The sequence below is a fragment of the Rhizobacter sp. SG703 genome (assembly GCF_012275445.1).
GTDB lineage: Bacteria > Pseudomonadota > Gammaproteobacteria > Burkholderiales > Burkholderiaceae_C > Rhizobacter.
Map to the genome: position 1 here is coordinate 14,174 of NZ_JAAZQK010000005.1, position 20,823 is coordinate 34,996.

Consider the following 20,823-nt stretch of genomic DNA (forward strand, 5'->3'; position numbering starts at 1 on the left):
GCTCATGCGGCGCGCGACACGGGCAGATATCGAAGCGCGCTTTTCTTCGTTCGCCGCTGCAATTGGTGGCGATAGCCTTCATCGACCCTGATCCATGAAGGAGACCGCCGATGTCCGCCGTGCTCGCAGCCGCAGTACTCACCGAGTTCCCCCGCGCCAGCGTGCTCGAAGAAGCCCGCCAACGCGCCCGTGACGGCAAGCTGCCGTTCGCCGGCAGCCTGTCGCCGGTCGATGCCTGGGCGCTGACACGCAGCGGCCAGGCCGTGCTGGTCGACGTGCGCACCGCCGAAGAACGCAAGTTCGTCGGCCATGTCGCCGAGAGCGTGCATGTGCCCTGGGCCACCGGCACCGGCCTGACGCGCAACCCGCGCTTCGTCCGCGAGCTCGAGGCCAAGGTCGCCAAGCCGGCGGTCGTGCTGCTGCTGTGCCGCAGCGGCAAGCGCTCGGCGCTGGCGGCCGAGGCGGCGGCCAAGGCCGGCTTCGCGCAGGCGTTCAACGTCAGCGAAGGCTTCGAGGGCGAGCTCGATGAACGACAGCAGCGCGGCCACAGCGGCGGCTGGCGTTTCCACGGCCTGCCGTGGACCCAGGACTAGTCATGTCCGCCCCCACGTCACTTCGTTCCTGCCCCCCGGGGGGGCGCAGCCGCCTTGGGGCGGCCCGGCGGCGGCTGGTGCCATGAGCTTCGACATCGACGAAGTTGTCGCGAACCTGCGCACTGCGAGAACGCGCTGGCGCGAATCGCAGCAGCGCCAGCGCGAACCCGGCGGGCGCGAGCTGCCGTCGCGCGAGGCGTTGCAAGGCATCCTCGATTCGCTGCGCGGTGTGCTGTTCCCGATGCGCCTGGGCCCGCCCGACCTGCGCCAGGACGCCGAGGACTGGTACGTCGGCCACACGCTCGACGCCTTGTTGCATGCGCTGTGTGCGCAGGTGCGGTTGGAGCTGCGCCATGCCGGGCAGCACGAGGCCGATGCCGACGGCCTGGTGCGCCGCTTCGCCGCGTCGCTGCCGGCGATCCGCGGCCTGCTCGACAGCGACGTGCTCGCCGCCTTCCACGGCGACCCGGCCGCGCGCAGCGTCGACGAGGTGCTGCTGTGCTACCCCGGCATCGACGCGATGGTGCACCACCGCGTCGCGCACCGGCTGTACGAGCTCGGCGTGCCGCTGCTCGCGCGCATCGTCGCCGAGCTGGCGCACGGCCGCACCGGCATCGACATCCACCCGGGCGCGACCATCGGCGCCGGCTTCTTCATCGACCACGGCACCGGCGTCGTGATCGGCGAGACCGCGGTGATCGGCGAGCGGGTGCGCGTCTACCAGGCGGTGACGCTGGGCGCGAAGCGCTTCCCGACCGACCCGGACGACCGCGGCGGCGTCAAGCTGCAGAAGGGCCTCGCACGCCATCCGCAGGTGGAAGACGACGTGGTCATCTACGCCGGCGCGACGATCCTCGGGCGCATCGTGATCGGCCGAGGATCCACCATCGGCGGCAACGTCTGGGTCACCGAGAGCGTGCCGCCGGGCAGCCACGTGACGCAGGCCAGCCTCCGACAAGACCGCCGGCCATGAGCACGAGCCTGCGCCAGCGCTTCGGCCAGGTGGTGCGTGCGACGCGCGAGGACCGCGGCTGGTCGCAGGAGCAGCTCGCCGGCCGCGCGGACTTGAACCGCTCGTACCTCGGCGAGATCGAGCGCGGCACCGTGATGCCGTCGATCGAGACCGCCGCCAAGCTCGCCGCGGCGCTCGGCGTGAGCCTGTCGTCGCTGATAGCGCGCTTCGAATTGATGGCGATAGCCGGTTGATCGGCGCGCAGGCGCTGGCGACACTGCCGCCGCTTATCCGATCCCCGCATGAGTTCATCCGCTTTTCGTTTCAGGAGTCCATTCCATGGCTGACCCCCAGCAACCGCTGGCCCTCGGCGACCACGCCGCCCGGCAACTCGCCAACGCGACCAAGACCACGCCGACGCTCGCGACGCTGACGCCGCGCTGGCTGACGCACCTGCTGCAGTGGGTGCCGGTCGAAGCCGGCATCTACCGCCTGAACCAGGTGAAGAACCCGCAGGACGTGCTGGTGGCCTGCTCGTCGCAGCGCGACGAGGGCGAACTGCCGAGCACCTTCGTCGATTACGAAGAGCAGCCGCGCGAGTACTTCCTGAACGCGGTCAGCACGGTGCTGGACGTGCACACCCGCATCTCCGACCTGTACAGCAGTCCGCACGACCAGATCAAGGAGCAGCTGCGCCTGACGATCGAGACCATCAAGGAGCGGCAGGAGAGCGAGCTGATCAACAACCCGGACTACGGGCTGCTGGCGAGCGTCGCCGACGAACAGCGCGTGTTCCCGCTGACCGGCGCGCCGACACCGGACGACCTGGACGAGCTGCTGGGCAAGGTCTGGAAGGAGCCGGCCTTCTTCCTGACGCACCCGCTCGCGATCGCCGCGTTCGGCCGCGAGTGCACCCGCCGCGGCGTGCCGCCGCCGACCGTGAGCCTGTTCGGCTCGCAGTTCATCACCTGGCGCGGCATCCCGCTGATCCCGTCCGACAAGGTGCCGGTGGCCGACGGCAAGAGCAAGATCCTGCTGCTGCGCGTCGGCGAGAAGCGCCGGGGCGTCGTCGGGCTGTACCAGCCCGGCCTCGCCGGCGAGCAGAGCCCGGGGCTGTCGGTGCGCTTCATGGGCATCAACCGCAACGCGATCTCGTCGTACCTGATCTCGCTGTACTGCTCGCTCGCGGTGCAGACACCGGATGCGCTGGCCGTGCTCGAGGACGTCGAGATCGCCAAGTTCCACGAGTATCCGGACACCTACAAGTGATGGGCACGATCGACGCGCTCGACCCGTCGGCGATCGCGAAGCTGGCCGGCGAACTCTTCGCGAACTGGCCTGGGGCCACGCCGCAGGTGCCGGCCAACGCGCACCCGGGCGGCTTCACGCCGCCGCCCGGCAGCAGCGGCCCGGTCACGCCGAACGTGCAGCCGCTCGCCGCGGCCGTGCCCGGTGCGAACCTGGCGCCCAGTTCGCCGCAGCATCCGGCGGCGCTGGCCGCGCAGGGGCCGTCGTCGCTGCCGCATGCGCCAGCCGGCAATGGCGTGCCGGACCTGGGCTACACCGCGGCACCGGCCTGGGACGGGCGCTTCGGCAGCTCGGCGGCCGGCGTCGCGCCTGCCTCGCCATCGTTCTACTTCCTCGAGACGCCGCGCCATCCGGGCCAGCGCGCGCTCGGCGAACCGGCCCACGCCGCACCGGTGAAGCCGGCGTTCGATGTGAACGCGGCGCGGCGCGATTTCCCGATCCTGCAGCAGCGCGTCAACGGCCGCCAGCTGGTCTGGTTCGACAACGCCGCGACCACGCAGAAGCCGCAGCAGGTGATCGACCGCATCAGCCATTTCTACGAACACGAAAACTCCAACATCCACCGCGCGGCGCACGCGCTGGCCGCGCGCGCGACCGATGCGTACGAAGGCGCGCGCCAGACGGTGCAGCGTTTCCTGGGCGCCGCATCGGTCGACGAGATCGTGTTCGTGCGCGGCACCACCGAGGCGATCAACCTGGTGGCCGGGAGCTGGGGGGCGAAGCACATCGGCGCCGGCGACGAGATCATCGTCTCGCACCTGGAGCACCACGCGAACATCGTGCCGTGGCAGCGGCTCGCCGCCGAGAAGGGCGCGGTGCTGCGCGTGATCCCGGTCGACGACCGCGGCCAGCTGCGGCTCGACGAGTACCGCCGGCTGCTCGGCCCGAAGACGAAGCTGGTCGCGGTGACGCAGGTGTCGAACGCACTCGGCACCGTGGTGCCGGTGCAGGAGATCGTCGCGCTCGCCCACCAGGCCGGCGCGAAGGCGCTGGTCGACGGCGCGCAGTCGGTGTCGCACATGCGGGTCGACGTGCGCGCGATCGATGCCGACTTCTTCGTGTTCTCCGGCCACAAGCTGTTCGGCCCGACCGGCATCGGCGTGCTGTACGGCAAGCAGGCGATCCTGGAGGACATGCCGCCGTGGCAGGGCGGCGGCAACATGATCGCCGACGTGACTTTCGAAAAGACCGTGTACCACGGCGCGCCGACGCGCTTCGAGGCCGGCACCGGCAACATCGCCGATGCGGTCGGGCTGGGTGCCGCGATCGACTACGTGCAGCGGCTCGGGCTCGACGCGATCGCGCAGTACGAGCACGCGCTGCTCGGCTACGCGACGCAGGCGCTGCAGCCGATCCCCGGCGTGCGGCTGGTCGGCATCGCCGACGACAAGGCGAGCGTGCTGTCGTTCGTGCTCGACGGGTATTCGACCGACCAGGTCGGCCAGGCGCTGAACCGAGAAGGCATCGCGGTGCGCACGGGCCACCATTGCGCGCAGCCGATCCTGCGCCGCTTCGGGCTCGAGGCGACGGTGCGGCCGTCGCTGGCGTTCTACAACACCTGCGACGAGGTGGACCGCTTCATCGCGGTGATCCGGCAGCTGGCGAACCGGCGATGACCGCGTGGCCCGGATGCCAATCCGGGTTCTCCTCGATGACATGCATCCCGGATTAGCATCCGGGCTACCCGGCGCCTGCTCACGAGGCGGGCGCTGCCTTACAGGAGACAAGCCGATGAACGCCACCCACCATCCCGCCGTGCTCGACCTGATCGGCAACACGCCGCTGGTGCGCGTCACGCGCCTCGACACCGGCCCGTGCACGCTGCTGCTGAAGCTCGAATCGCAGAACCCCGGCGGCTCGATCAAGGACCGCATCGGCGTCTCGATGATCGAGGCCGCCGAGCGCGAGGGAAAGCTGGAGCCGGGCGGCACCGTCGTCGAGGCGACCGCCGGCAACACCGGCCTCGGGCTCGCGCTGGTCGCGCGCGCGAAGGGCTACCGCGTGGTGCTGGTGGTGCCCGACAAGATGTCGACCGAGAAGGTGCTGCACCTGAAGGCGCTCGGCGCCGAGGTGCACACGACGCGCTCCGACGTCGGCAAGGGCCACCCGGCCTACTACCAGGACTACGCCGCGCGGCTGGCGAAGGAAATCCCCGGCTCGTTCTTCGCCGACCAGTTCAACAACCCGAACAACCCGCTGGCGCACGAGCGCGGCACCGGCCCCGAGCTGTGGGAGCAGAGCGGCCACGACCTCGACGCGATCGTCGTCGGCGTCGGCTCGTCGGGCACGCTGACCGGCCTGACGAACTACTTCCGCGGCGTGCAGCCGAAGCTCGAATTCGTGCTCGCCGACCCGGTCGGCTCCATCCTCGCCGACCAGGTGCTGACCGGCACGCACGGCCCGGCCGGCTCGTGGGCGGTGGAGGGCATCGGCGAAGACTTCATCCCGCCGATCGCCGACCTGTCCGGCATCAAGCATGCGTACTCGATCCCCGACGAAGAGAGCTTCGCGACCTCGCGCGCGCTGCTGCGCGCCGAAGGCCTGATGGGCGGGTCGTCGACTGGCACGCTGCTGGCCGCCGCGCTGCGCTTCTGCCGCGCGCAGACGAAGCCGCTGCGCGTCGCCACCTTCGTCTGCGACACCGGCACGCGCTACCTGTCGAAGGTCTACAACGACAGCTGGATGATCGACGAGGGCCTGCTTGCCCGCACGCAGTACGGCGACCTGCGCGACATCGTCGCCCGCCGGCCGGACGAGGGCGGCGTCGTCAGCGTGTCGCCCGACGACACGCTGCTGACCGCGTTCCAGCGCATGCGGCTGGCCGACGTGTCCCAGCTGCCGGTGCTCGACGGCACGCGGCTGGCCGGCGTGATCGACGAGTCCGACGTGCTGATGCAGCTGCACGGCGACCCGGCGCACTATGCCCACACCGTCAGCACGGCGATGAGCAGCGCGCTGGAGACGCTGCGGCCGGGTTCGAGCATCGCCGCGCTGCGCCAGGTGCTGGACCGCGGCCTCGTCGCGATCGTCGCCGACGGCGATACATTCCACGGCCTGATCACCCGCTTCGACCTCTTGAATCACCTTCGCAAGGCACGCCGATGAGCTCCAAGGACACCCACCAGTTCGCGACCCGCGCGATCCACGCCGGCCAGTCGCCCGACCCGACGACCGGAGCGATCATGCCGCCGATCTACGCCACCTCCACCTACGTGCAGCAGAGCCCCGGCGTGCACAAGGGCCTGGACTACGGCCGTTCGCACAACCCGACGCGCTGGGCGCTGGAGCGCTGCGTCGCCGACCTCGAGGGCGGCACGCGCGCGTTCGCGTTCGCCTCCGGGCTGGCCGCGATCTCGACCACGCTGGAGCTGCTGGATGCCGGGGCCCACGTGATCGCGAGCGACGACCTGTACGGCGGCACCTTCCGGCTGTTCGACAAGGTGCGCACCCGCAGCGCCGGGCACCGCTTCAGCTTCGTCGACCTGTCCGACCCGCAGGCGCTGCGGGCCGCGATCCGGCCCGAGACGAAGATGGTCTGGGTCGAGACGCCGAGCAACCCGATGCTGAAGCTGACCGACCTGGAGGCCGTCGCCCGCATCGCGCGCGAGCACGGCCTGCTCGCGGTGGCCGACAACACCTTCGCGAGCCCGTACGTGCAGCGCCCGCTGGAGCTCGGTTTCGACGTGGTGGTGCATTCGAGCACCAAGTACCTCAATGGCCACTCCGACGTGATCGGCGGAGTCGCGGTGGTCGGCCAGCGCGCCGAGGCCGCGGGGCATGCCGAGCGCCTGGGCTTCCTGCAGAACGCGGTCGGCGCGATCGCCGGGCCGTTCGACAGCTTCCTGACGCTGCGCGGCGTCAAGACGCTGGCGCTGCGCATGCAGCGGCATGGCGAGAACGCCTCGGCGCTCGCGCAGTGGCTGGAGCGCCACCCGAAGGTCGCACGTGTTCACTACCCCGGCCTCGAATCGCACCCGCAGCATGCGCTCGCGAAGCGCCAGATGCATGGCTTCGGCGGCATGCTGTCGGTGACGCTGGACACCGACCTGGCCGGCGCGCGCCGCTTCCTCGAAGCCTGCGAGGTGTTCTCGCTGGCCGAGAGCCTGGGCGGCGTCGAGAGCCTGATCGAGCATCCGGCGCTGATGACGCACGCGACGATCCCGGCCGAGCAGCGTGCGCAGCTCGGCATCGGCGATGCACTGGTGCGGCTGAGCGTCGGCGTCGAGGACCTGGCCGACCAGCGGGCCGACCTCGAAGGGGCACTGGCGCGCATCTAACCGACACGCTTTTGCTTATCCGGATTCAGTCGTTCGCAGACCGAGCGCTGTTCGGTAGGCTGCGAACCCTGATTCCAACCACATGCTGAAAAGAACCTCCATGCAAAAACGCCTGTTCCTGTCCACGCTGGTCGCGGCCGCCGCCGCGGTGTTCTCGGTCGGCGCCCATGCCGACCAGCTCGCCGACATCCAGAAGAAGGGCGAGATCGTGATCGGCGTGCTCGGCACCGACGAGCCGAACAGCTTCGTCGACCCGAAGACCCGCGACGTGGTCGGCTACGAGGTCGACATCGGCCGCGCGATCGCCGCGAAGCTCGGCGTGAAGCCGGTGTTCAAGCAGCTGGCGGTCGCCGCCCGCATCCCCGAGCTGCAGCAAGGCCGCGTCGACCTGCTGGCCGCCTCGCTCACGCACAACAAGGAACGCGAGGCGCTGGTCGACTTCTCGCTGACCACCTTCGTGACCGGCCAGAAGGTGCTGGTGAAGAAGGACAGCGGCATCTCGCAGCTGTCGCAGCTCGCCGGCAAGAAGGTACTGACCGTCAAGGGCGGCACGCAGGAGCCGAACATCCGCAAGGCGGTGCCCACCGTCGACGTCGTCACCTTCGAGACCACGCAGCAGGCCTTCCTGGCGCTGCAGCAGGGCAAGGGCGTCGGCTACGTCAACGACGAGGCGTCGCTGATCGACGACTTCGGCAAGCTCGGCCCGGCCGCCAAGAACTACCTGATCATCCCGCAGAGCATCAGCACCGAAGCGCTGGCGCTGGGCATCCGCAAGGGCGAAACCGGCGTCAAGGGCGTCGTCGACGGCGTGCTGCGCGACCTCGAGAAATCGGGCGAGGCCGACAAGCTGTTCCAGAAGTGGTACGGGCCGAACACGCGGCTGAAATTCCAGTCGCGTGATTTCAAGTTCGTTTCGGACAAGATCGACAGCTGACGGCCTGCACTCGAAGAGCGATCGCGCCAGCCGCCGCGAAGCCAGGCACGCGCGGGCACCGACGGGCGTTCGGTGCGCCTGGTGAAACGCTCGCCGCCCCGATTCCGAAGCGATACCCACGAGCCTCGCCTTCGCAGGAAGGTGGGGCTTTTTTGTTGTCAAATGCGAGATGCAGAAGCAACACTGCGCAGAATCTGTTGCAGGAGAACGCATGAAGCCCTCTGAAGCATTGGACTCGCACCGCGACGCGATTCGTCGCGTCGTCGCGTCCCATCGCGCGCGCAATGCCCGGGTGTTCGGCTCTGTTCTACGCGGCAACGACACCACCGGCAGCGATCTGGACATCCTCATCGATCCCACCCCGGAAACCACGCTGTTCGACATCGGAGCCATCCGCCACGAGTTGGGTCAACTGCTCGGAATTTCGGTGGATGTTCTGACCCCCAACGCCTTGCCCGACAAGTTCCGCGCCGCGGTGCTTGCCGAAGCTCGCCCGGTATGAGTCGCGACCCACAGCGGCTTGCCGACTATCTCGCGCACATCGCAGAAGCCATCGGGCGCATCGACCGCTACACGGCAAATCTGGACGAATCGACCTTCCTGAACGACCAGCTTGTTCAGGATGCGGTGGTCCGCAATCTGGAGATCATCGGAGAGGCCAGCAACAACATCGAACGGCATTGCCCCGAGTTCGCGGCCCAGCACCCCGAGTTGCCCCTGGCGTTCGCCTATCAGATGCGCAATGCCCTGGCCACGGCTATTTCAAGGTGGACTTCGAGATCGTCTGGAAGACGATCCATGGCGACCTTCCCGGCCTTCTGGCGCGGATCAAAGATGCACAGGCCGGCTTGCCCTCTCCTTGAGATTTCCTGAACCGCAGTCCCTGTGTTCTCTTTCGATTTCTCCCTGCTGCTGTCCGGCCAGTACCACGATGCGCTGGTGGCCGGCTTCGTGCTGTCGCTGCAGCTGACGGCCGTCACGCTGGTGCTGGCGGTGCCGCTGGCCACCGCGGTCGCGATGCTGCGCCTGTCGCCGTCGCGGCTGCTGCGCGCAGTCGGCGTCTCGTACGTCGAGGCGATCCGCAACGTGCCGCTGCTGGCGCACATGCTGTTCTGGTACTTCGGCGCGCCCGAGATGCTGCCCGAGGCGCTGAAGCAGCGGCTGTATGCCACCAACATCGAGGCCATCAGCGCGGTGGTGGCGCTCACGCTCTACACCGCCGCCTACATGGCCGAGGACATCCGCAGCGGCATCCGCGCGGTGCCGCCGGGCCAGATGGAGGCGAGCCGCGCGCTCGGGCTGGGCTTCCTGCAGGCCATGCAGCTGGTGATCCTGCCGCAGGCGGTGCGGGTCACGATCCCGCCGCTGATCTCGCAAACGCTGAACCTCTGGAAGAACACCAGCATCGCCACCGTGATCGGCGTGGCCGAGATGATGTACCGCGCGGCGCAGGTCGAGTCGGCCACCTTCCGCAGCGTCGAGGCCTTCGCGTTCGCGACCGCGGCCTACCTGACGATCTCGCTCACCATCACCGGCCTGGCGAGCTGGTACCAGCACCGCTACCCGGTGCGCTCCCGGTGATGTCCGAACAGAGCGCGCGATGATCGAGCTGATCCACACCTACTGGCTCTACTTCCTGATCGGCCAGTACCCGAACGGTCCGCTGGGCGGGCTCGCGCTGACGCTGCTGCTGGCGTCGCTCGGCCTGCTGCTGGCGTTTCCGCTCGGGCTGCTGCTGGGCTTGGCGCGCATCAGCGAACACCGCGCGCTGCGCTGGCCGGTGACGGCGCTGGTGTTCGTCGTGCGCGGCATCCCGCTGCTGATGGTGGTGTTCTGGGCCTACTTCTTCCTGCCCGCCGTCACCGGCCACAAGACCGACCAGTTCACGACGATGCTGGTCGCGCTGGTGGTGTTCGACGGCGTCTACATCGCCGAGATCGTGCGCGCCGGCGTGCGCGGCATTCCGACCGGCCAGATGGAGGCCGCGCGCTCGCTCGGCTTCGGCCGCTTCGGCGCGCTGCGCTACGTGATCCTGCCGCAGGCGCTGCGCCACATGCTGCCGTCGCTGGTGAACCAGTTCGTCTCGACGATCAAGGAAACCTCGCTCGGCTACATCATCGGGCTGACCGAGGTGGCGTTCATCACGACGCAGATCAACACGCAGGTGTTCACGAAGCCGGTGCAGGTGTATGCCGCGCTCGCCATCACCTACTTCGTGCTGTGCTTCGGTTTGTCGCGCGTGGCCTACGCGATGGAGCGGCGGCTCGGGACGGCGGCCGTGCCGCTGTCGCGCCGGTAGTCGGCCGGCGCCACGCCGCACCAGCGCTTGAACTGCCGGCTGAAGTGCGCACCGCTCGCGTAGCCGAGCCGCTCGCCGACCGCTGCAATGCTGAGCTGCGCGTCCATCAGCAGCAGCTTCGCGCGGCGCAGCTTCAGCGTCGAGCGGTACTGGCGCGCCGACATGCCGTAGACCTGCCGGAACAACGCGTTGCCGTGGTCCGGCGTGTAGCCCAGCCGGCGGATCGCCGCTTCGAGCGAGGTCTCGGCGCCGCCGCGCTGCACCTCGCGCTCGATCAGCTCGGCCAGCCGGCCGGCGGTCTGCAGCGCGAGCTGCGGCACCGGGGCGGCGGCGATCTCCTCCTGCTCGAGCCCGCGGGTCAGCGCGGCGAACAGCGTCATCAATGAGGCGCCCAGTTCCAGCCGGTGCGCCAGCGGCGACAGCGCCGCATGGTCGGCGGCCAGCGCCAGCATGCGCTGCAGCGCCGGCTGCAGCCGCTGCGTCAGCGCGCTGTCGGCGGCGAAGATGCGCGTGCCGGCACGGCACAGCAGGCGGCGCAGTTCCAGGTCGTCGAGGTCGAAGTGCACGCAATACAGGCGCGCTGCGACCGGCGTGCTCGACGCATGGGCCTCGAACGGCGTGATCAGCAGCAGGTCGCCGGCCTGCTGGGCCAGCGTGCGGCCGGTCAGCCGCACCTGCTGCTCGCCCGACAGCAGCAGGCACAGCTCGAAGTACGGGTGGTCATGCCGCGGGTACTGCCAGCGCGGGCCGACGCGGCGTGTGTGGGCGTCGGTCATCGTGACGGTCGTGCGCACGTCCGGTTGCTTGGTGTAGTCCGGCAACGCGGTCTCGGGACGGACGGGGTACATGGCTCGTGGGGTTGCGGTGGCCGCGGGGTTCGCGGTTCAGGGCAAGCGCATCCCGCTTCGGGACATGGCCGGGCCGCGGCCGCGCTCGCAGAATCGGCACCTTACACCGGGATTGCGCATGAATCGCTTCTTCAACACCCAGCATGCGCCGGTCGGCGCCCACGCCAGCCTGACGCTCGGCTTTCCCGGCGCCCGCGGCGGCATGGACCTGGAGCTGTGCGGCGCGCCCGGCCAGTCGGTGCTGGTGGCGCTCGAATCGGCGCAGCAGCCCGGCCTGTTCGAGACGCTGCCGTTCTGCGAGCCGCCCGACGACGCCGAGCGGCAGCGCTTCGTCAGCGACCAGGGCGACGCCCACCTCGGCGCATCGGGCCTCGGCGCGCGGCTGTTCGAACCCGACGAGGTGCAGCGCGAGTTCTCGCTGGCCACCGACCGCTGGCAGGCCGGCGACCTGCGCTTCACGCTGTACTCGCCGGTGCGCGCGCTGCCCGATCCGGACGCCTGCGCGCCGCTGGACGCGATGCGCGCCTTCGTGCCGGCGGTGCGCGCCGAGATCGAGGTCGACAACCGGGCCGGCACGCGCGCACGGCGGGTCGCGGTGGGGCTGTCGGGCATCGATCCGCTGCGCGGGCTGCGCCACCTGGTGCTCGGGGAGCGTGCCGACGGGATCGGCATCGGCGACGGGCTCGAACAGGGCTTCGCGACCGACGCGCCCGACGCCTGGTCGGGCATCGGCTTCGACCCGCTGGCGGTGCTGGGCGACCGGCACCCGAGCAACCGCGGGTCGATGCTGGGCGGCTGGGGTCTGGTCTGCGCCGAGGTGCCGGCCGGCGAGCGCCGCACGCTGCGCTTCGCGTTCTGCTTCCACCGGGCCGGCGTCATCACCGGCGGCATCGCGACCCGCCAGCTCTACAACCGCTGGTTCGATTCGGTGGAGTCGGTCGCGCGTTTCGCGCTGTCGGACTTCGACGAGGCGGTGCAGGCCTGCCGGGCCGCCGATGCGCGGCTCGCGGCCAGCGCGCTGTCGGCGGCGCAGCGCTTCACGGTGGCGCACGCGACCCGCTCGTACCTGTACTCGACCCAGCTGCTCGAGCGCGACGGCCGCGCGCTGTGGGTCGTCAACGAGGGCGAGTACAACATGTTGAACACGCTCGACCTGGTGGCCGACCATTCGCTGTACGAAGGCCTGCACCACCCGTGGACGATCCGCAACGTGCTCGACCAGTACGCCGCCGGCTACGCCTACGACGACGAGCTGCGCTTCGCCGGCAGCGACGCGACGCACCCGGGCGGCGTCAGCTTCACGCACGACATGGGCGTCGACGGCATCTTCTCGCCGCCCGGCCGCTCGGCCTACGAGCGTGCCGGGCTGACCGGCTGCTTCTCGCAGATGACGACCGAGGAGCTGCTGAACTGGACGCTGTGCGCCGGGCTGTATGCGCACCAGGGTCGCGACCTCGCGTGGGCACGGCGCCATGCCGCGCTGCTGGAGCGCTGCCTGCAGAGCCTGGAGCGCCGCGACCACCCGGAGCCGGCGCTGCGCAACGGCGTGCCGCGCGCCGACAGCAGTCGCTGCGAGGGCGGGCGCGAGATCACCACCTACGACTGCCTCGACCCGTCGCTCGGCCAGGCCGCCGGCAACACCTACATCGCCGGCAAGGCCTGGGCGGCGTACGTCGTCCTGCAGCGGCTGTTCACGCAGCTCGACCGGCCGGCGCTGGCCGAACGAGCCCATGCGCAGGCCCGGCGCGCCGCGGCGACCGTCGCCGCGGCGGCCCGGCCGGACGGGCTGATCCCGGCGCTGCTGGAAGCGCCCGACGACGACGCGGTGATCCTGCCGGTGATCGAGGCGCTGGCCTACCCGTGGTTCGCCGGCTGCCGCGACGCGCTGGCGGCGGACGGCGAGTACGCGCCGTACCTCGCCGCGCTGAAGCGGCACGTCGGCCAGCACGTGCTGCGCGAAGACACCTGCCTGTTCGCCGACGGCGGCTGGCGCATCACCTCGCGCAGCGACAACACCTTCCCGGCCAAGGCCTACGTCTGCCAGTTCGTCGCCCGCGAGATCCTGCAGATGCCGCTCGGCACGGTCGGCATGCGTGCCGACGAAGCCCATGCCGCCTGGCAGCTGCACCCGGACCTCAGCGTGCACTGCTGGAGCGAGCAGGTGAAGAACGGGCTGGTGTTCGCCGCCAAGTACTACCCACGCGGCGTCAGCAGCCAGATCTGGCTGACCGAGCGTGCGCCCCAGGGTTGACCGGGTTCACGCCGGCCGCCTTGTTTGAAACCAAACGTAAGCTGTGCGACAGGAAGAATACCAAAGCAGACCGGTACATAACCAATCTAATACCTGTTGATGCCTTGCATTGGCATCCGATGGCACCGGCTTGGCGTCTGGAGCCACCATTCGCGTCGCTCTGAAAGCGCTCGCATCTTGTTGCAAGACATCGCTCGCCGCCGGTGAAGGTGCCTTCGAGAATTCCCTCAGTGCTTCGTCGTCACAACACTGAAAGGGACAGATCATGAAGAGCGTGGGAATGACCGTGGTGGCCGTGGCCATCGGCGGCTTGTGGTCGCAGGTGCAGGCCGCCAGCCTGCAGCCGGCGACGGCGGCGGTGGCCGCGCAGGCATCGTTCGACGGCCTGCTGCTGGCCCAGGCCGCGACGGCCCCGGCCTGGCAGGAAGGCGTGACCTACACCGCCGGGACCATCGTCAGCTACAACGGCGCGTTGTATGTCGCGCTGGTGACCCACACCGCCTGGGCCGGCACCAACTGGAACCCGGCCGCGACGCCGACGCTGTGGTCGCCGACCGGCGGCAGCGCGCCCGCCCCGGCGCCGGCGCCCGCTCCGGCGCCCGCTCCGGCGCCCGCTCCGGCACCTGCCCCCGCGCCGAGCCCGTCGCCCGCCCCGGCTCCCGGCACCTGCGCGATGCCCTGGTCGGCCAGCACCGCGTACAACGGCGGCGCGGTCGTCAGCGTCAACGGCGTGAACTACAAGGCCAACTGGTGGACGCAGGGCAACAACCCGTCGACCAACAGCGGCCCGGTCGGCAGCGGCCAGCCGTGGACGCCGACCGGCAACTGCAGCAATGCCCCGGCGCCGGCACCGGCCCCCGCGCCGTCGCCTGCACCCGCACCGGCCCCCGCGCCTGCTCCGGCACCGGCACCGGCTCCCGCCCCGGCAGGCGACCTGCCGGCCGGCGCGCTGTCGGCGAACCAGAGCAAGCGCGTCTACGTCGGCTACTACCCGAGCTGGAGCGACAACTGGTTCGACGCCACCGGCAAGAGCGCGGCCGAGGTCTACACCGCCAGCAAGCTGGCGCGCGTGCCGGCCACCTACACGCACGTGATGGCCTCGTTCGCCGACCCGAACTTCTCGTGGGCCGGCATCGCGACCAACAGCTTCTCGGGCACCGGCATCAACTTCAATGCCACCCCGCGCGACATCAAGGCCGCGATCGACGTACTGCACAAGCGCAACCTGAAGATCATCCTGGCGGTCGGCGGCGCGACCTACAACAACTGGGGTCCGATCGCGGCCGAAGGCGCGGCCGGCAGCGGCCCGATCATCAACGCGCTCGCGAAGATCCAGACGGAGATGGGCTTCGACGGCCTCGATGTCGACTACGAGGTCGACGGCGACGTGGACCGCTACGCCAACGCGATCAAGGCATTGCGCCGCGCAGTGGACATCGCAGGCGGCGGCCGCGTGCTGACGCTGGCCGGCTGGTCGAGCGGCGCGGACTGCACCTCGGGCACCACGGCCGACTCGCGCTGCGCGGGCAAGATGTCGTACTGGGGCGGCAACGCCGGGCGCGAGCGCGGCGTGGTGCTGAAGTACCCGGCCACCGCGGCGATGCTGGACTTGGTCAACGTGATGAGCTACGACGCCCGCTACGAGCACTTCGACGGCGTGGTCGCGTACAACCAGTACCGCAGCCTCTACCCGTCGAAGACCATCGTGTCGATCGGCTTCGAGCCGGCGCCGGAAGGCTGGAGCGGCGGCCAGCTGGTCATCAACGACGGCGACGCGCAGTGCGAAGGCTCGCGCATCCTGCAGGACCAGTACGGCGCGACGCTGAACCTGCCGTACTCGGTGCAGCGCTACACCGCGGCGGTGCTGAACAGCACGGCGTCGAACAAGAACCCCCGCGACGGCGCGATGCTGTGGGCCATCATCAAGCCGGCCAGCGGCTCGTGCGGCAGCGCCGCACTGGCAGCGCCGGGCACGGTGGGGCAGAAGGTCGGCAACAGCTTCGGCCTGCCGGTCGACCCCTTGCTGCAATCGGCTGACTGGAAGTAAACAGGGCCCCCAGTCGCTGCGCTCCTGCCCCCAAGGGGCGCCGCCTGGTGGATCGGCAGAGCCGGATCCACGGGCGTAGCTGGATCCTCAAGCGCCTTCTCCCTTCGGGGGAGGGCGCTTTTTTCATGGCGCACCCAAATTCGCTATCCGCATGACCTGATCCGGTTTCATTCGTTGCGGGCACCGGGCCGCGTGCCCATCATCGATGCTCACTCTCACCCCGAGGACATTCATGAGCATCACCGCCATCAACGTGCGCAACCAGTTCCGCGGCAAGGTCAAGGAAATCATCGAAGGGCCGGTCGTCTCCGAGATCGACGTCGAGACGCCATCCGGCCTGATCGTCACGTCGGTGATCACGACGCGGTCGGTCAAGGAGCTGAGGCTCGCGGTCGGCAAGGACGTGATCGCGCTGGTCAAGTCGACCGAGGTGTCGATCGCGACGCTCTGACCCGACCGTGAAGGAGACCGCGATGGCATTCCAGGGCAGCCCGGTGCGGGTGCTGGTGATCCCCGGGCTGCGCGGCAGCGGCCCGGCGCATTGGCAGAGCTGGCTGCAGGGGCACTTGCGGCAGTCCCGCCGCGCGGTGCGCGTCGAGCAGCACGACTGGAACACCGCCGACCTCGCGGCCTGGGCCGCGCGCATCGGAGAGACGCTGGCCGCCGAGCCGCTCGGCGCGTGGGTCGCGGTGGCGCACAGCTTCGGCTGCCTGGCGCTGGCGCAACACCTGCTGTCGACCTGCGGGCGCAGCGCCCACGGCGTGCGCGCCGCGCTGCTGGTGGCGCCGGCCGATCCGGCGCGCTTCGGGCTCGACGACCAGCCGCTGCGCCAGCGGCTGCGGCTGCCGGCCACGCTGCTCGCGAGCGACACCGACCCGTGGATGAGCGCGTCGAGCGCGGAATCGTTCGCCCAGGCCTGGGGCAGCGGCTTCGTGAACCTGGGCGATGCCGGCCACATCAATGCCGAGGCGGGCTTCGGCCCGCTGCCGGCGGCGAAGAAGCTGACCGAGTTCCTGATCCACCGCGTCGAGCAATCGCGGCGGCCGGAACGTGCCGCGCTGCACGAGTTCTCGTTCGCCGTCTGACCCGACCACGCTTCGTTCCATCATCAGGAGAACTCCATGAGCTTGCGACTGGGCGACATCGCCCCCGACTTCGAACAGCAATCGTCCGACGGCCCGATCCGCTTTCACCAGTGGCTCGGCGACAGCTGGGGCGTGCTGTTCTCGCACCCGGCCGACTTCACGCCGGTGTGCACCACCGAGCTCGGCCTGACGGCCAGGCTGAAGGACGAGTTCACGAAGCGCAACGTGAAGGCCATCGCGCTGAGCGTCGACCCGGTCGACTCGCACACGAAGTGGATCCACGACATCAACACGACGCAGAAGACGATCGTCAATTTCCCGATCCTGGCCGACGCCGACCGCAAGGTGGCCGAGCTGTACGACCTGATCCATCCGAACGCCAGCACCACCGCCACCGTGCGCTCGCTGTTCGTGATCGACCCGGCGAAGAAGATCCGCCTGACGATCACCTACCCGGCCAGCACCGGCCGCAACTTCGACGAGATCCTGCGGGTGATCGATTCGCTGCAGCTGACCGATTCGCACAGCGTCGCGACACCGGGCAACTGGAAGGACGGCGACGACGTCGTGATCGTGCCGTCGCTGCAGGACCCGGAGCTGATCAGGAAGAAGTTCCCGAAGGGGTACACGGCCATCACCCCTTACTTGCGCCTGACGCCGCAGCCCAACAAGCCTTGACCGGGGAGGGCCGAGGAAGGCCCGCGCTGGCAAGGAAAGCCGTTCGGGCCGAGCCTGTCGAAGCCCTCGTGCCGGGGCACCCACCCTTCGACGGACGGGCCTTCGACAAGCTCAGTCCGTGCTCAGGGCGAACGGGTGGGGTTTGCGCGCGCCCCTGGACAGACAGCTCCGCTGCCCCCTCACAAGCATGACGGCCCTCGACACCCGCCCGCACTGATCGGGGAACCCCCGTTCTTGCCAGTCGCCGGGTTCGTGCGGCACACTCGCCTCCGACAACAAGTAGAAACACACCACGTTGGGGGGCGTGCGTCGTCGACGCGCGGCCTCGTTCCCATCTAGCGAGGCACCGATGTCCGACAGCTTGAAGGATCTGCTTGCCACCGGCGTCGATGATGACGTCGCCGTCTCCGCTCCCGACCGGCCGCCATTGCGCCACCGCGAACTGCGCCGACTGATCGCCGAAACCCTTGCGCGGCTGAACGGCCTGGGCATCGGGCGCAACGACCGCGTGGCCATCGTGCTGAACAACGGCCCCGAGATGGCAACCTGCTTCGTCGCCTGCGCCTGCGGCGTGACCAGCGCGCCGCTGAACCCGGCCTACCGCGCCGACGAATTCGAGTTCTACCTGTCCGACCTGAACGCGAAGGCGCTGGTCGTCGAGCGCGGCAGCGTCTCGCCGGCGATCGGCGTGGCCGCGAAGCTCGGCGTGCGCGTGATCGACCTGGTCGTCCACGACGGTGCCGCCGCCGGCAGCTTCGTGCTGGAACCGCGCGACGGCGCCATCGCGGCGTCGGTCGCGCAACCCGCCTGGGCCGAGCCCGACGACGTCTCGATGGTGCTGCACACCTCCGGCACCACCTCGCGCCCGAAGATCGTGCCGCTGTCGCAACGCAACCTGTGCGCATCGGCCGGCAACATCCGCCGCACGCTCGCGTTCACCGCGGCCGACCGCGGGCTGAACATCATGCCGCTGTTCCACATCCACGGCCTGATCGCCGGCGTGCTCGCGCCGCTGTCGGCCGGCTCGCAGGTGTTCTGCACGCCGGGCTTCAACGCGCTGAAGTTCTTCGGCTGGATGGACGAAGCCAAGCCCACCTGGTACACGGCGGTGCCGACGATGCACCAGGCCATCCTGTCGCGCGCCGCCAAGAACGCCGACGTGATCAAACGCCATCCGCTGCGCTTCCTGCGCTCGTCGTCGTCGTCGATGCCGCCGCAGGTGATCCGCGAGCTCGAAGAGGTGTTCGGCGCCCCGCTGATCGAGGCCTACGGCATGACCGAGGCCACCCACCAGATGGCGTCGAACCCGCTGCCGCCGGCGGCCCGCAAGCCCGGCGCGGTAGGCCTCGCGGCCGGGCCCGAGGTGGCCATCATGGGCGAGGACGGCAGCCTGCTGCCGGCCGGCGGCATCGGCGAGATCGTGATCCGCGGCGCCAACGTGACGCGCGGCTACGAGAACAACCCGAAGGCGAACGCCGAGGGCTTCACCAACGGCTGGTTCCGCACCGGCGACCAGGGCACGATGGACGCCGACGGCTACATCAGCCTGACCGGGCGGCTGAAGGAAATCATCAACCGCGGCGGCGAGAAGGTCAGCCCGCGCGAGGTCGACGAGATCCTGATGGACCACCCGGCCGTCGCGCAGGTGGTGTGCTTCGGCATGCCGCACCCCAAGCTCGGCGAAGAGGTCGCTGCGGTCGTCGTGCTGCGCGAAGGCCAGCCCGCGACCGAACGCGAGCTGCAGGCCTTCGTCGCGACGCGCGCCGCCGACTACAAGGTGCCGAAGAAGATCCTCTTCATGGACGAGATCCCGAAAGGCGCCACCGGCAAGCTGCAGCGCATCGGCCTGGCGCAGAAGCTCGGGCTCGGCTGACACCGTTTTCTTCCCGGGCGAACCCTGCCGGTCGCCCGCGGTCGGCGTCCGTGAGGACGTTGGCGGCCGCACCCACAAGAACGACACCGACGGACCCCGGGGGGTGATCACCTCCCAGCGTGACAACCACAAGGAGCGATCTTGAAGTACCAGCAGTTCAAGCAGTGGGTGGCGGCCGCGACGGCGCTGTGTGCGGCCAGCGTGGGCGGTGCGGCGCAGGCCTGGGAACCGGCCAAGCCGGTGGAGTTCGTGGTGCCGGCCGGCACCGGCGGCGGGGCCGACCAGATGGCCCGCTTCATCCAGGGCGTGGTCGCGAAGAACAACCTGATGAAGCAGCCGATCATCGTCGTCAACAAGGCGGGCGGTGCCGGCGCCGAGGGTTTCCTCGACGTGAAGGGTGCGAAGGGCGACGCGCACAAGATCGTCATCACGCTGTCGAACCTGTACACGACGCCGCTCGCGACCGGCGTGCCGTTCAACTGGCGCGACCTGACGCCGGTGGCGATGCTCGCGCAGGACGAGTTCGTGCTGTGGGTCAATGCCGAGTCGCCGTACAAGACCGCGAAGGAGTACATCGACGCGATCAAGGCGCAGCCGGCCAACAGCTTCAAGATGGGCGGCACCGGCTCGAAGCAGGAAGACCAGATCATCACCGCGATGCTGGAAAAGGCCGTCGGCAGGAAGCTCACCTACATCCCGTACAAGGGCGGCGGCGATGTCGCGGTGCAGCTGGTGGGCAAGCACGTCGACTCGACGGTCAACAACCCGATCGAGGCCGAATCGCACTGGCGCGCCGGCAAGCTGCGCGCGCTGTGCGTGATGGACAAGGACAAGCTGCCGTACAGCAGCAAGCTGACGCCGACGCAGAGCTGGAACGACATCCCGACCTGCGCGTCGGCCGGCGTGCCGGTCGACTACCTGATGCTGCGCGGCATCTTCATGCCGCCGGGCGTGACGCCGGACCAGGTGGCGTTCTACGTCGACCTGTTCAAGAAGCTGCGCGCGCTGCCGGAGTGGAAGGACTTCATGGACAAGGGTGCGTTCAAGCAGACCTTCATGAGCGGTGCGGAGTATGTCGACTGGCTCGGCAAGAACGAGCAGATGCACCGCGAGCTGATGAAGCAGGCCGGCTTCCTGGCGCAATGACCCGACGAGGCGATGCATGAGCGAACCTGAATCCGAACCGGTCGGCAAGCGCGGCCCGGAACTCGGCATGGCCGGCGTGCTGGCCGCGATCGCGCTGGTGGTGATCGGCGACAGCCTGCGCGTGGGCATCGGCTGGGCCGACGACGGCCCGCGCGCCGGCTACTTTCCGTTCTACATCGGCGGGCTGCTGCTGGCGGCGAGCCTCGCGATCGTGGTCGGCGAGCTGCGGCGCTGGCGCCAGCCCGACCCGCCGTTCGCCGAGCGCGCGCAGCTGCGCAGCGTGGTCGCGGTGCTGCTGCCGATGGTCGCGTACGTCGCGCTGATCTGGGGACTCGGCATCTACCTCGCGTCGGCGCTGCTGATCGGCTACTTCATGCGCCGGCACGGCCAGTACCGCTGGCCGCTGACCGTGGCGGTGTCGGTCGGCGTGCCGCTGCTGCTGTTCGCGGTGTTCGAGAAGTGGTTCCTCGTGCCCTTGCCGAAGGGGCCGATCGAGCATCTTCTCGGGCTGTAGAAGTTCCTCCGCCGGCGC

The 20,823-nt window shown here is 69.6% G+C and carries 21 protein-coding genes; 20 read left to right on the forward strand and 1 reads right to left on the reverse strand.

Annotated elements, in window-relative coordinates:
• The first annotated feature begins 110 nt into the window (after positions 1 to 110).
• From FHT26_RS10800 to FHT26_RS10855, 12 genes are all read left to right on the forward strand, one after another.
• Entirely contained in the window at positions 111 to 593 is a 483-nt protein-coding gene (locus FHT26_RS10800; protein WP_168560151.1) for a rhodanese-like domain-containing protein, read from the forward strand.
• 82 nt (positions 594 to 675) lie between these two features.
• The gene (epsC, locus tag FHT26_RS10805; protein WP_168560152.1) at positions 676 to 1,566 is read left to right on the forward strand and encodes a serine O-acetyltransferase EpsC; all 891 of its coding nucleotides are present in this window, start codon (positions 676 to 678) and stop codon (positions 1,564 to 1,566) included.
• Positions 1,563 to 1,799 (forward strand): helix-turn-helix domain-containing protein, encoded by a 237-nt coding sequence (locus FHT26_RS10810; protein WP_168560153.1) that lies wholly within the window; start codon positions 1,563 to 1,565, stop codon positions 1,797 to 1,799. Before epsC ends, FHT26_RS10810 begins: the two co-directional genes overlap by 4 nt.
• 85 nt (positions 1,800 to 1,884) lie before the next feature.
• Complete coding sequence (locus tag FHT26_RS10815; protein WP_168560154.1) at positions 1,885 to 2,814, forward strand: family 2A encapsulin nanocompartment shell protein; 930 nt, start codon at positions 1,885 to 1,887, stop codon at positions 2,812 to 2,814.
• Positions 2,814 to 4,469 (forward strand): family 2A encapsulin nanocompartment cargo protein cysteine desulfurase, encoded by a 1,656-nt coding sequence (locus FHT26_RS10820; RefSeq protein WP_168560155.1) that lies wholly within the window; start codon positions 2,814 to 2,816, stop codon positions 4,467 to 4,469. Before FHT26_RS10815 ends, FHT26_RS10820 begins: the two co-directional genes overlap by 1 nt.
• A 115-nt stretch (positions 4,470 to 4,584) precedes the next feature.
• Positions 4,585 to 5,958 (forward strand): pyridoxal-phosphate dependent enzyme, encoded by a 1,374-nt coding sequence (locus tag FHT26_RS10825; protein ID WP_168560156.1) that lies wholly within the window; start codon positions 4,585 to 4,587, stop codon positions 5,956 to 5,958.
• Entirely contained in the window at positions 5,955 to 7,130 is a 1,176-nt protein-coding gene (locus FHT26_RS10830) for a trans-sulfuration enzyme family protein (protein WP_168560157.1), read from the forward strand. The genes FHT26_RS10825 and FHT26_RS10830 overlap by 4 nt, the downstream gene beginning before the upstream one ends.
• 100 nt (positions 7,131 to 7,230) lie before the next feature.
• A complete protein-coding gene (locus tag FHT26_RS10835) occupies positions 7,231 to 8,064 on the forward strand; it encodes an ABC transporter substrate-binding protein (RefSeq protein ID WP_168560158.1) in 834 nt (277 codons plus the stop codon).
• A gap of 211 nt (positions 8,065 to 8,275) precedes the next feature.
• Positions 8,276 to 8,566 (forward strand): nucleotidyltransferase family protein, encoded by a 291-nt coding sequence (locus FHT26_RS10840; RefSeq protein WP_168560159.1) that lies wholly within the window; start codon positions 8,276 to 8,278, stop codon positions 8,564 to 8,566.
• The gene (locus tag FHT26_RS10845) at positions 8,563 to 8,937 is read left to right on the forward strand and encodes a HepT-like ribonuclease domain-containing protein (RefSeq protein ID WP_349238124.1); all 375 of its coding nucleotides are present in this window, start codon (positions 8,563 to 8,565) and stop codon (positions 8,935 to 8,937) included. Before FHT26_RS10840 ends, FHT26_RS10845 begins: the two co-directional genes overlap by 4 nt.
• 12 nt (positions 8,938 to 8,949) lie before the next feature.
• Entirely contained in the window at positions 8,950 to 9,645 is a 696-nt protein-coding gene (locus FHT26_RS10850; protein ID WP_168560160.1) for an ABC transporter permease subunit, read from the forward strand.
• A gap of 19 nt (positions 9,646 to 9,664) precedes the next feature.
• Positions 9,665 to 10,363: an amino acid ABC transporter permease gene (locus tag FHT26_RS10855; RefSeq protein ID WP_168560161.1), complete on the forward strand. Its 699-nt coding sequence runs from the start codon at positions 9,665 to 9,667 to the stop codon at positions 10,361 to 10,363.
• Here the strand turns inward: FHT26_RS10855 and FHT26_RS10860 are convergent.
• The gene (locus FHT26_RS10860) at positions 10,309 to 11,211 is read right to left on the reverse strand and encodes an AraC family transcriptional regulator (RefSeq protein ID WP_168560162.1); all 903 of its coding nucleotides are present in this window, start codon (positions 11,209 to 11,211) and stop codon (positions 10,309 to 10,311) included. The genes FHT26_RS10855 and FHT26_RS10860 overlap by 55 nt on opposite strands.
• Before the next feature lie 118 nt (positions 11,212 to 11,329).
• Between FHT26_RS10860 and FHT26_RS10865 the strand changes: the two genes are divergently transcribed.
• The 8 genes from FHT26_RS10865 (at position 11,330) to FHT26_RS10900 (ending at position 20,805) form a co-directional block, all read left to right on the forward strand.
• Entirely contained in the window at positions 11,330 to 13,462 is a 2,133-nt protein-coding gene (locus FHT26_RS10865) for a glycoside hydrolase family 52 protein (protein WP_168560163.1), read from the forward strand.
• A gap of 265 nt (positions 13,463 to 13,727) precedes the next feature.
• Positions 13,728 to 15,509 carry a carbohydrate-binding protein gene (locus FHT26_RS10870; RefSeq protein WP_168560164.1) on the forward strand — a complete coding sequence of 594 codons (1,782 nt, stop codon included), beginning with the start codon at positions 13,728 to 13,730 and terminating at the stop codon, positions 15,507 to 15,509.
• 232 nt (positions 15,510 to 15,741) lie between these two features.
• Positions 15,742 to 15,960, forward strand: coding sequence for a TOBE domain-containing protein (locus tag FHT26_RS10875; RefSeq protein ID WP_168560165.1), 219 nt, complete (start codon positions 15,742 to 15,744; stop codon positions 15,958 to 15,960).
• Positions 15,961 to 15,982: 22 nt separating this feature from the next.
• Entirely contained in the window at positions 15,983 to 16,594 is a 612-nt protein-coding gene (locus FHT26_RS10880) for an RBBP9/YdeN family alpha/beta hydrolase (protein WP_168560166.1), read from the forward strand.
• A gap of 36 nt (positions 16,595 to 16,630) precedes the next feature.
• On the forward strand, positions 16,631 to 17,272 hold the full coding sequence (locus FHT26_RS10885) for a peroxiredoxin (protein WP_168560167.1): 642 nt from the start codon (positions 16,631 to 16,633) through the stop codon (positions 17,270 to 17,272).
• 349 nt (positions 17,273 to 17,621) lie between these two features.
• Entirely contained in the window at positions 17,622 to 19,145 is a 1,524-nt protein-coding gene (locus tag FHT26_RS10890; protein WP_168560168.1) for an acyl--CoA ligase, read from the forward strand.
• A gap of 141 nt (positions 19,146 to 19,286) precedes the next feature.
• On the forward strand, positions 19,287 to 20,291 hold the full coding sequence (locus FHT26_RS10895; protein ID WP_490362782.1) for a Bug family tripartite tricarboxylate transporter substrate binding protein: 1,005 nt from the start codon (positions 19,287 to 19,289) through the stop codon (positions 20,289 to 20,291).
• A 16-nt stretch (positions 20,292 to 20,307) separates the two neighbouring features.
• The gene (locus tag FHT26_RS10900; protein WP_168560169.1) at positions 20,308 to 20,805 is read left to right on the forward strand and encodes a tripartite tricarboxylate transporter TctB family protein; all 498 of its coding nucleotides are present in this window, start codon (positions 20,308 to 20,310) and stop codon (positions 20,803 to 20,805) included.
• Positions 20,806 to 20,823: the final 18 nt, after the last annotated feature.

Excerpts from the sequence above, each read along its gene's own strand:
- FHT26_RS10865 (WP_168560163.1), top strand. The coding sequence starts at position 11,330 with ATGAATCGCTTCTTCAACACCCAGCATGCGCCGGTCGGCGCCCACGCC.
- FHT26_RS10815 (WP_168560154.1), top strand. The coding sequence starts at position 1,885 with ATGGCTGACCCCCAGCAACCGCTGGCCCTCGGCGACCACGCCGCCCGG.
- FHT26_RS10890 (WP_168560168.1), top strand. The coding sequence starts at position 17,622 with ATGTCCGACAGCTTGAAGGATCTGCTTGCCACCGGCGTCGATGATGAC.
- FHT26_RS10860 (WP_168560162.1), bottom strand. The coding sequence starts at position 11,211 with ATGTACCCCGTCCGTCCCGAGACCGCGTTGCCGGACTACACCAAGCAA.
- FHT26_RS10870 (WP_168560164.1), top strand. The coding sequence starts at position 13,728 with ATGAAGAGCGTGGGAATGACCGTGGTGGCCGTGGCCATCGGCGGCTTG.
- FHT26_RS10825 (WP_168560156.1), top strand. The coding sequence starts at position 4,585 with ATGAACGCCACCCACCATCCCGCCGTGCTCGACCTGATCGGCAACACG.
- FHT26_RS10900 (WP_168560169.1), top strand. The coding sequence starts at position 20,308 with ATGAGCGAACCTGAATCCGAACCGGTCGGCAAGCGCGGCCCGGAACTC.
- epsC (WP_168560152.1), top strand. The coding sequence starts at position 676 with ATGAGCTTCGACATCGACGAAGTTGTCGCGAACCTGCGCACTGCGAGA.
- FHT26_RS10820 (WP_168560155.1), top strand. The coding sequence starts at position 2,814 with ATGGGCACGATCGACGCGCTCGACCCGTCGGCGATCGCGAAGCTGGCC.
- FHT26_RS10845 (WP_349238124.1), top strand. The coding sequence starts at position 8,563 with ATGAGTCGCGACCCACAGCGGCTTGCCGACTATCTCGCGCACATCGCA.
- FHT26_RS10855 (WP_168560161.1), top strand. The coding sequence starts at position 9,665 with ATGATCGAGCTGATCCACACCTACTGGCTCTACTTCCTGATCGGCCAG.
- FHT26_RS10800 (WP_168560151.1), top strand. The coding sequence starts at position 111 with ATGTCCGCCGTGCTCGCAGCCGCAGTACTCACCGAGTTCCCCCGCGCC.
- FHT26_RS10830 (WP_168560157.1), top strand. The coding sequence starts at position 5,955 with ATGAGCTCCAAGGACACCCACCAGTTCGCGACCCGCGCGATCCACGCC.
- FHT26_RS10885 (WP_168560167.1), top strand. The coding sequence starts at position 16,631 with ATGAGCTTGCGACTGGGCGACATCGCCCCCGACTTCGAACAGCAATCG.
- FHT26_RS10880 (WP_168560166.1), top strand. The coding sequence starts at position 15,983 with ATGGCATTCCAGGGCAGCCCGGTGCGGGTGCTGGTGATCCCCGGGCTG.
- FHT26_RS10810 (WP_168560153.1), top strand. The coding sequence starts at position 1,563 with ATGAGCACGAGCCTGCGCCAGCGCTTCGGCCAGGTGGTGCGTGCGACG.
- FHT26_RS10835 (WP_168560158.1), top strand. The coding sequence starts at position 7,231 with ATGCAAAAACGCCTGTTCCTGTCCACGCTGGTCGCGGCCGCCGCCGCG.
- FHT26_RS10875 (WP_168560165.1), top strand. The coding sequence starts at position 15,742 with ATGAGCATCACCGCCATCAACGTGCGCAACCAGTTCCGCGGCAAGGTC.
- FHT26_RS10840 (WP_168560159.1), top strand. The coding sequence starts at position 8,276 with ATGAAGCCCTCTGAAGCATTGGACTCGCACCGCGACGCGATTCGTCGC.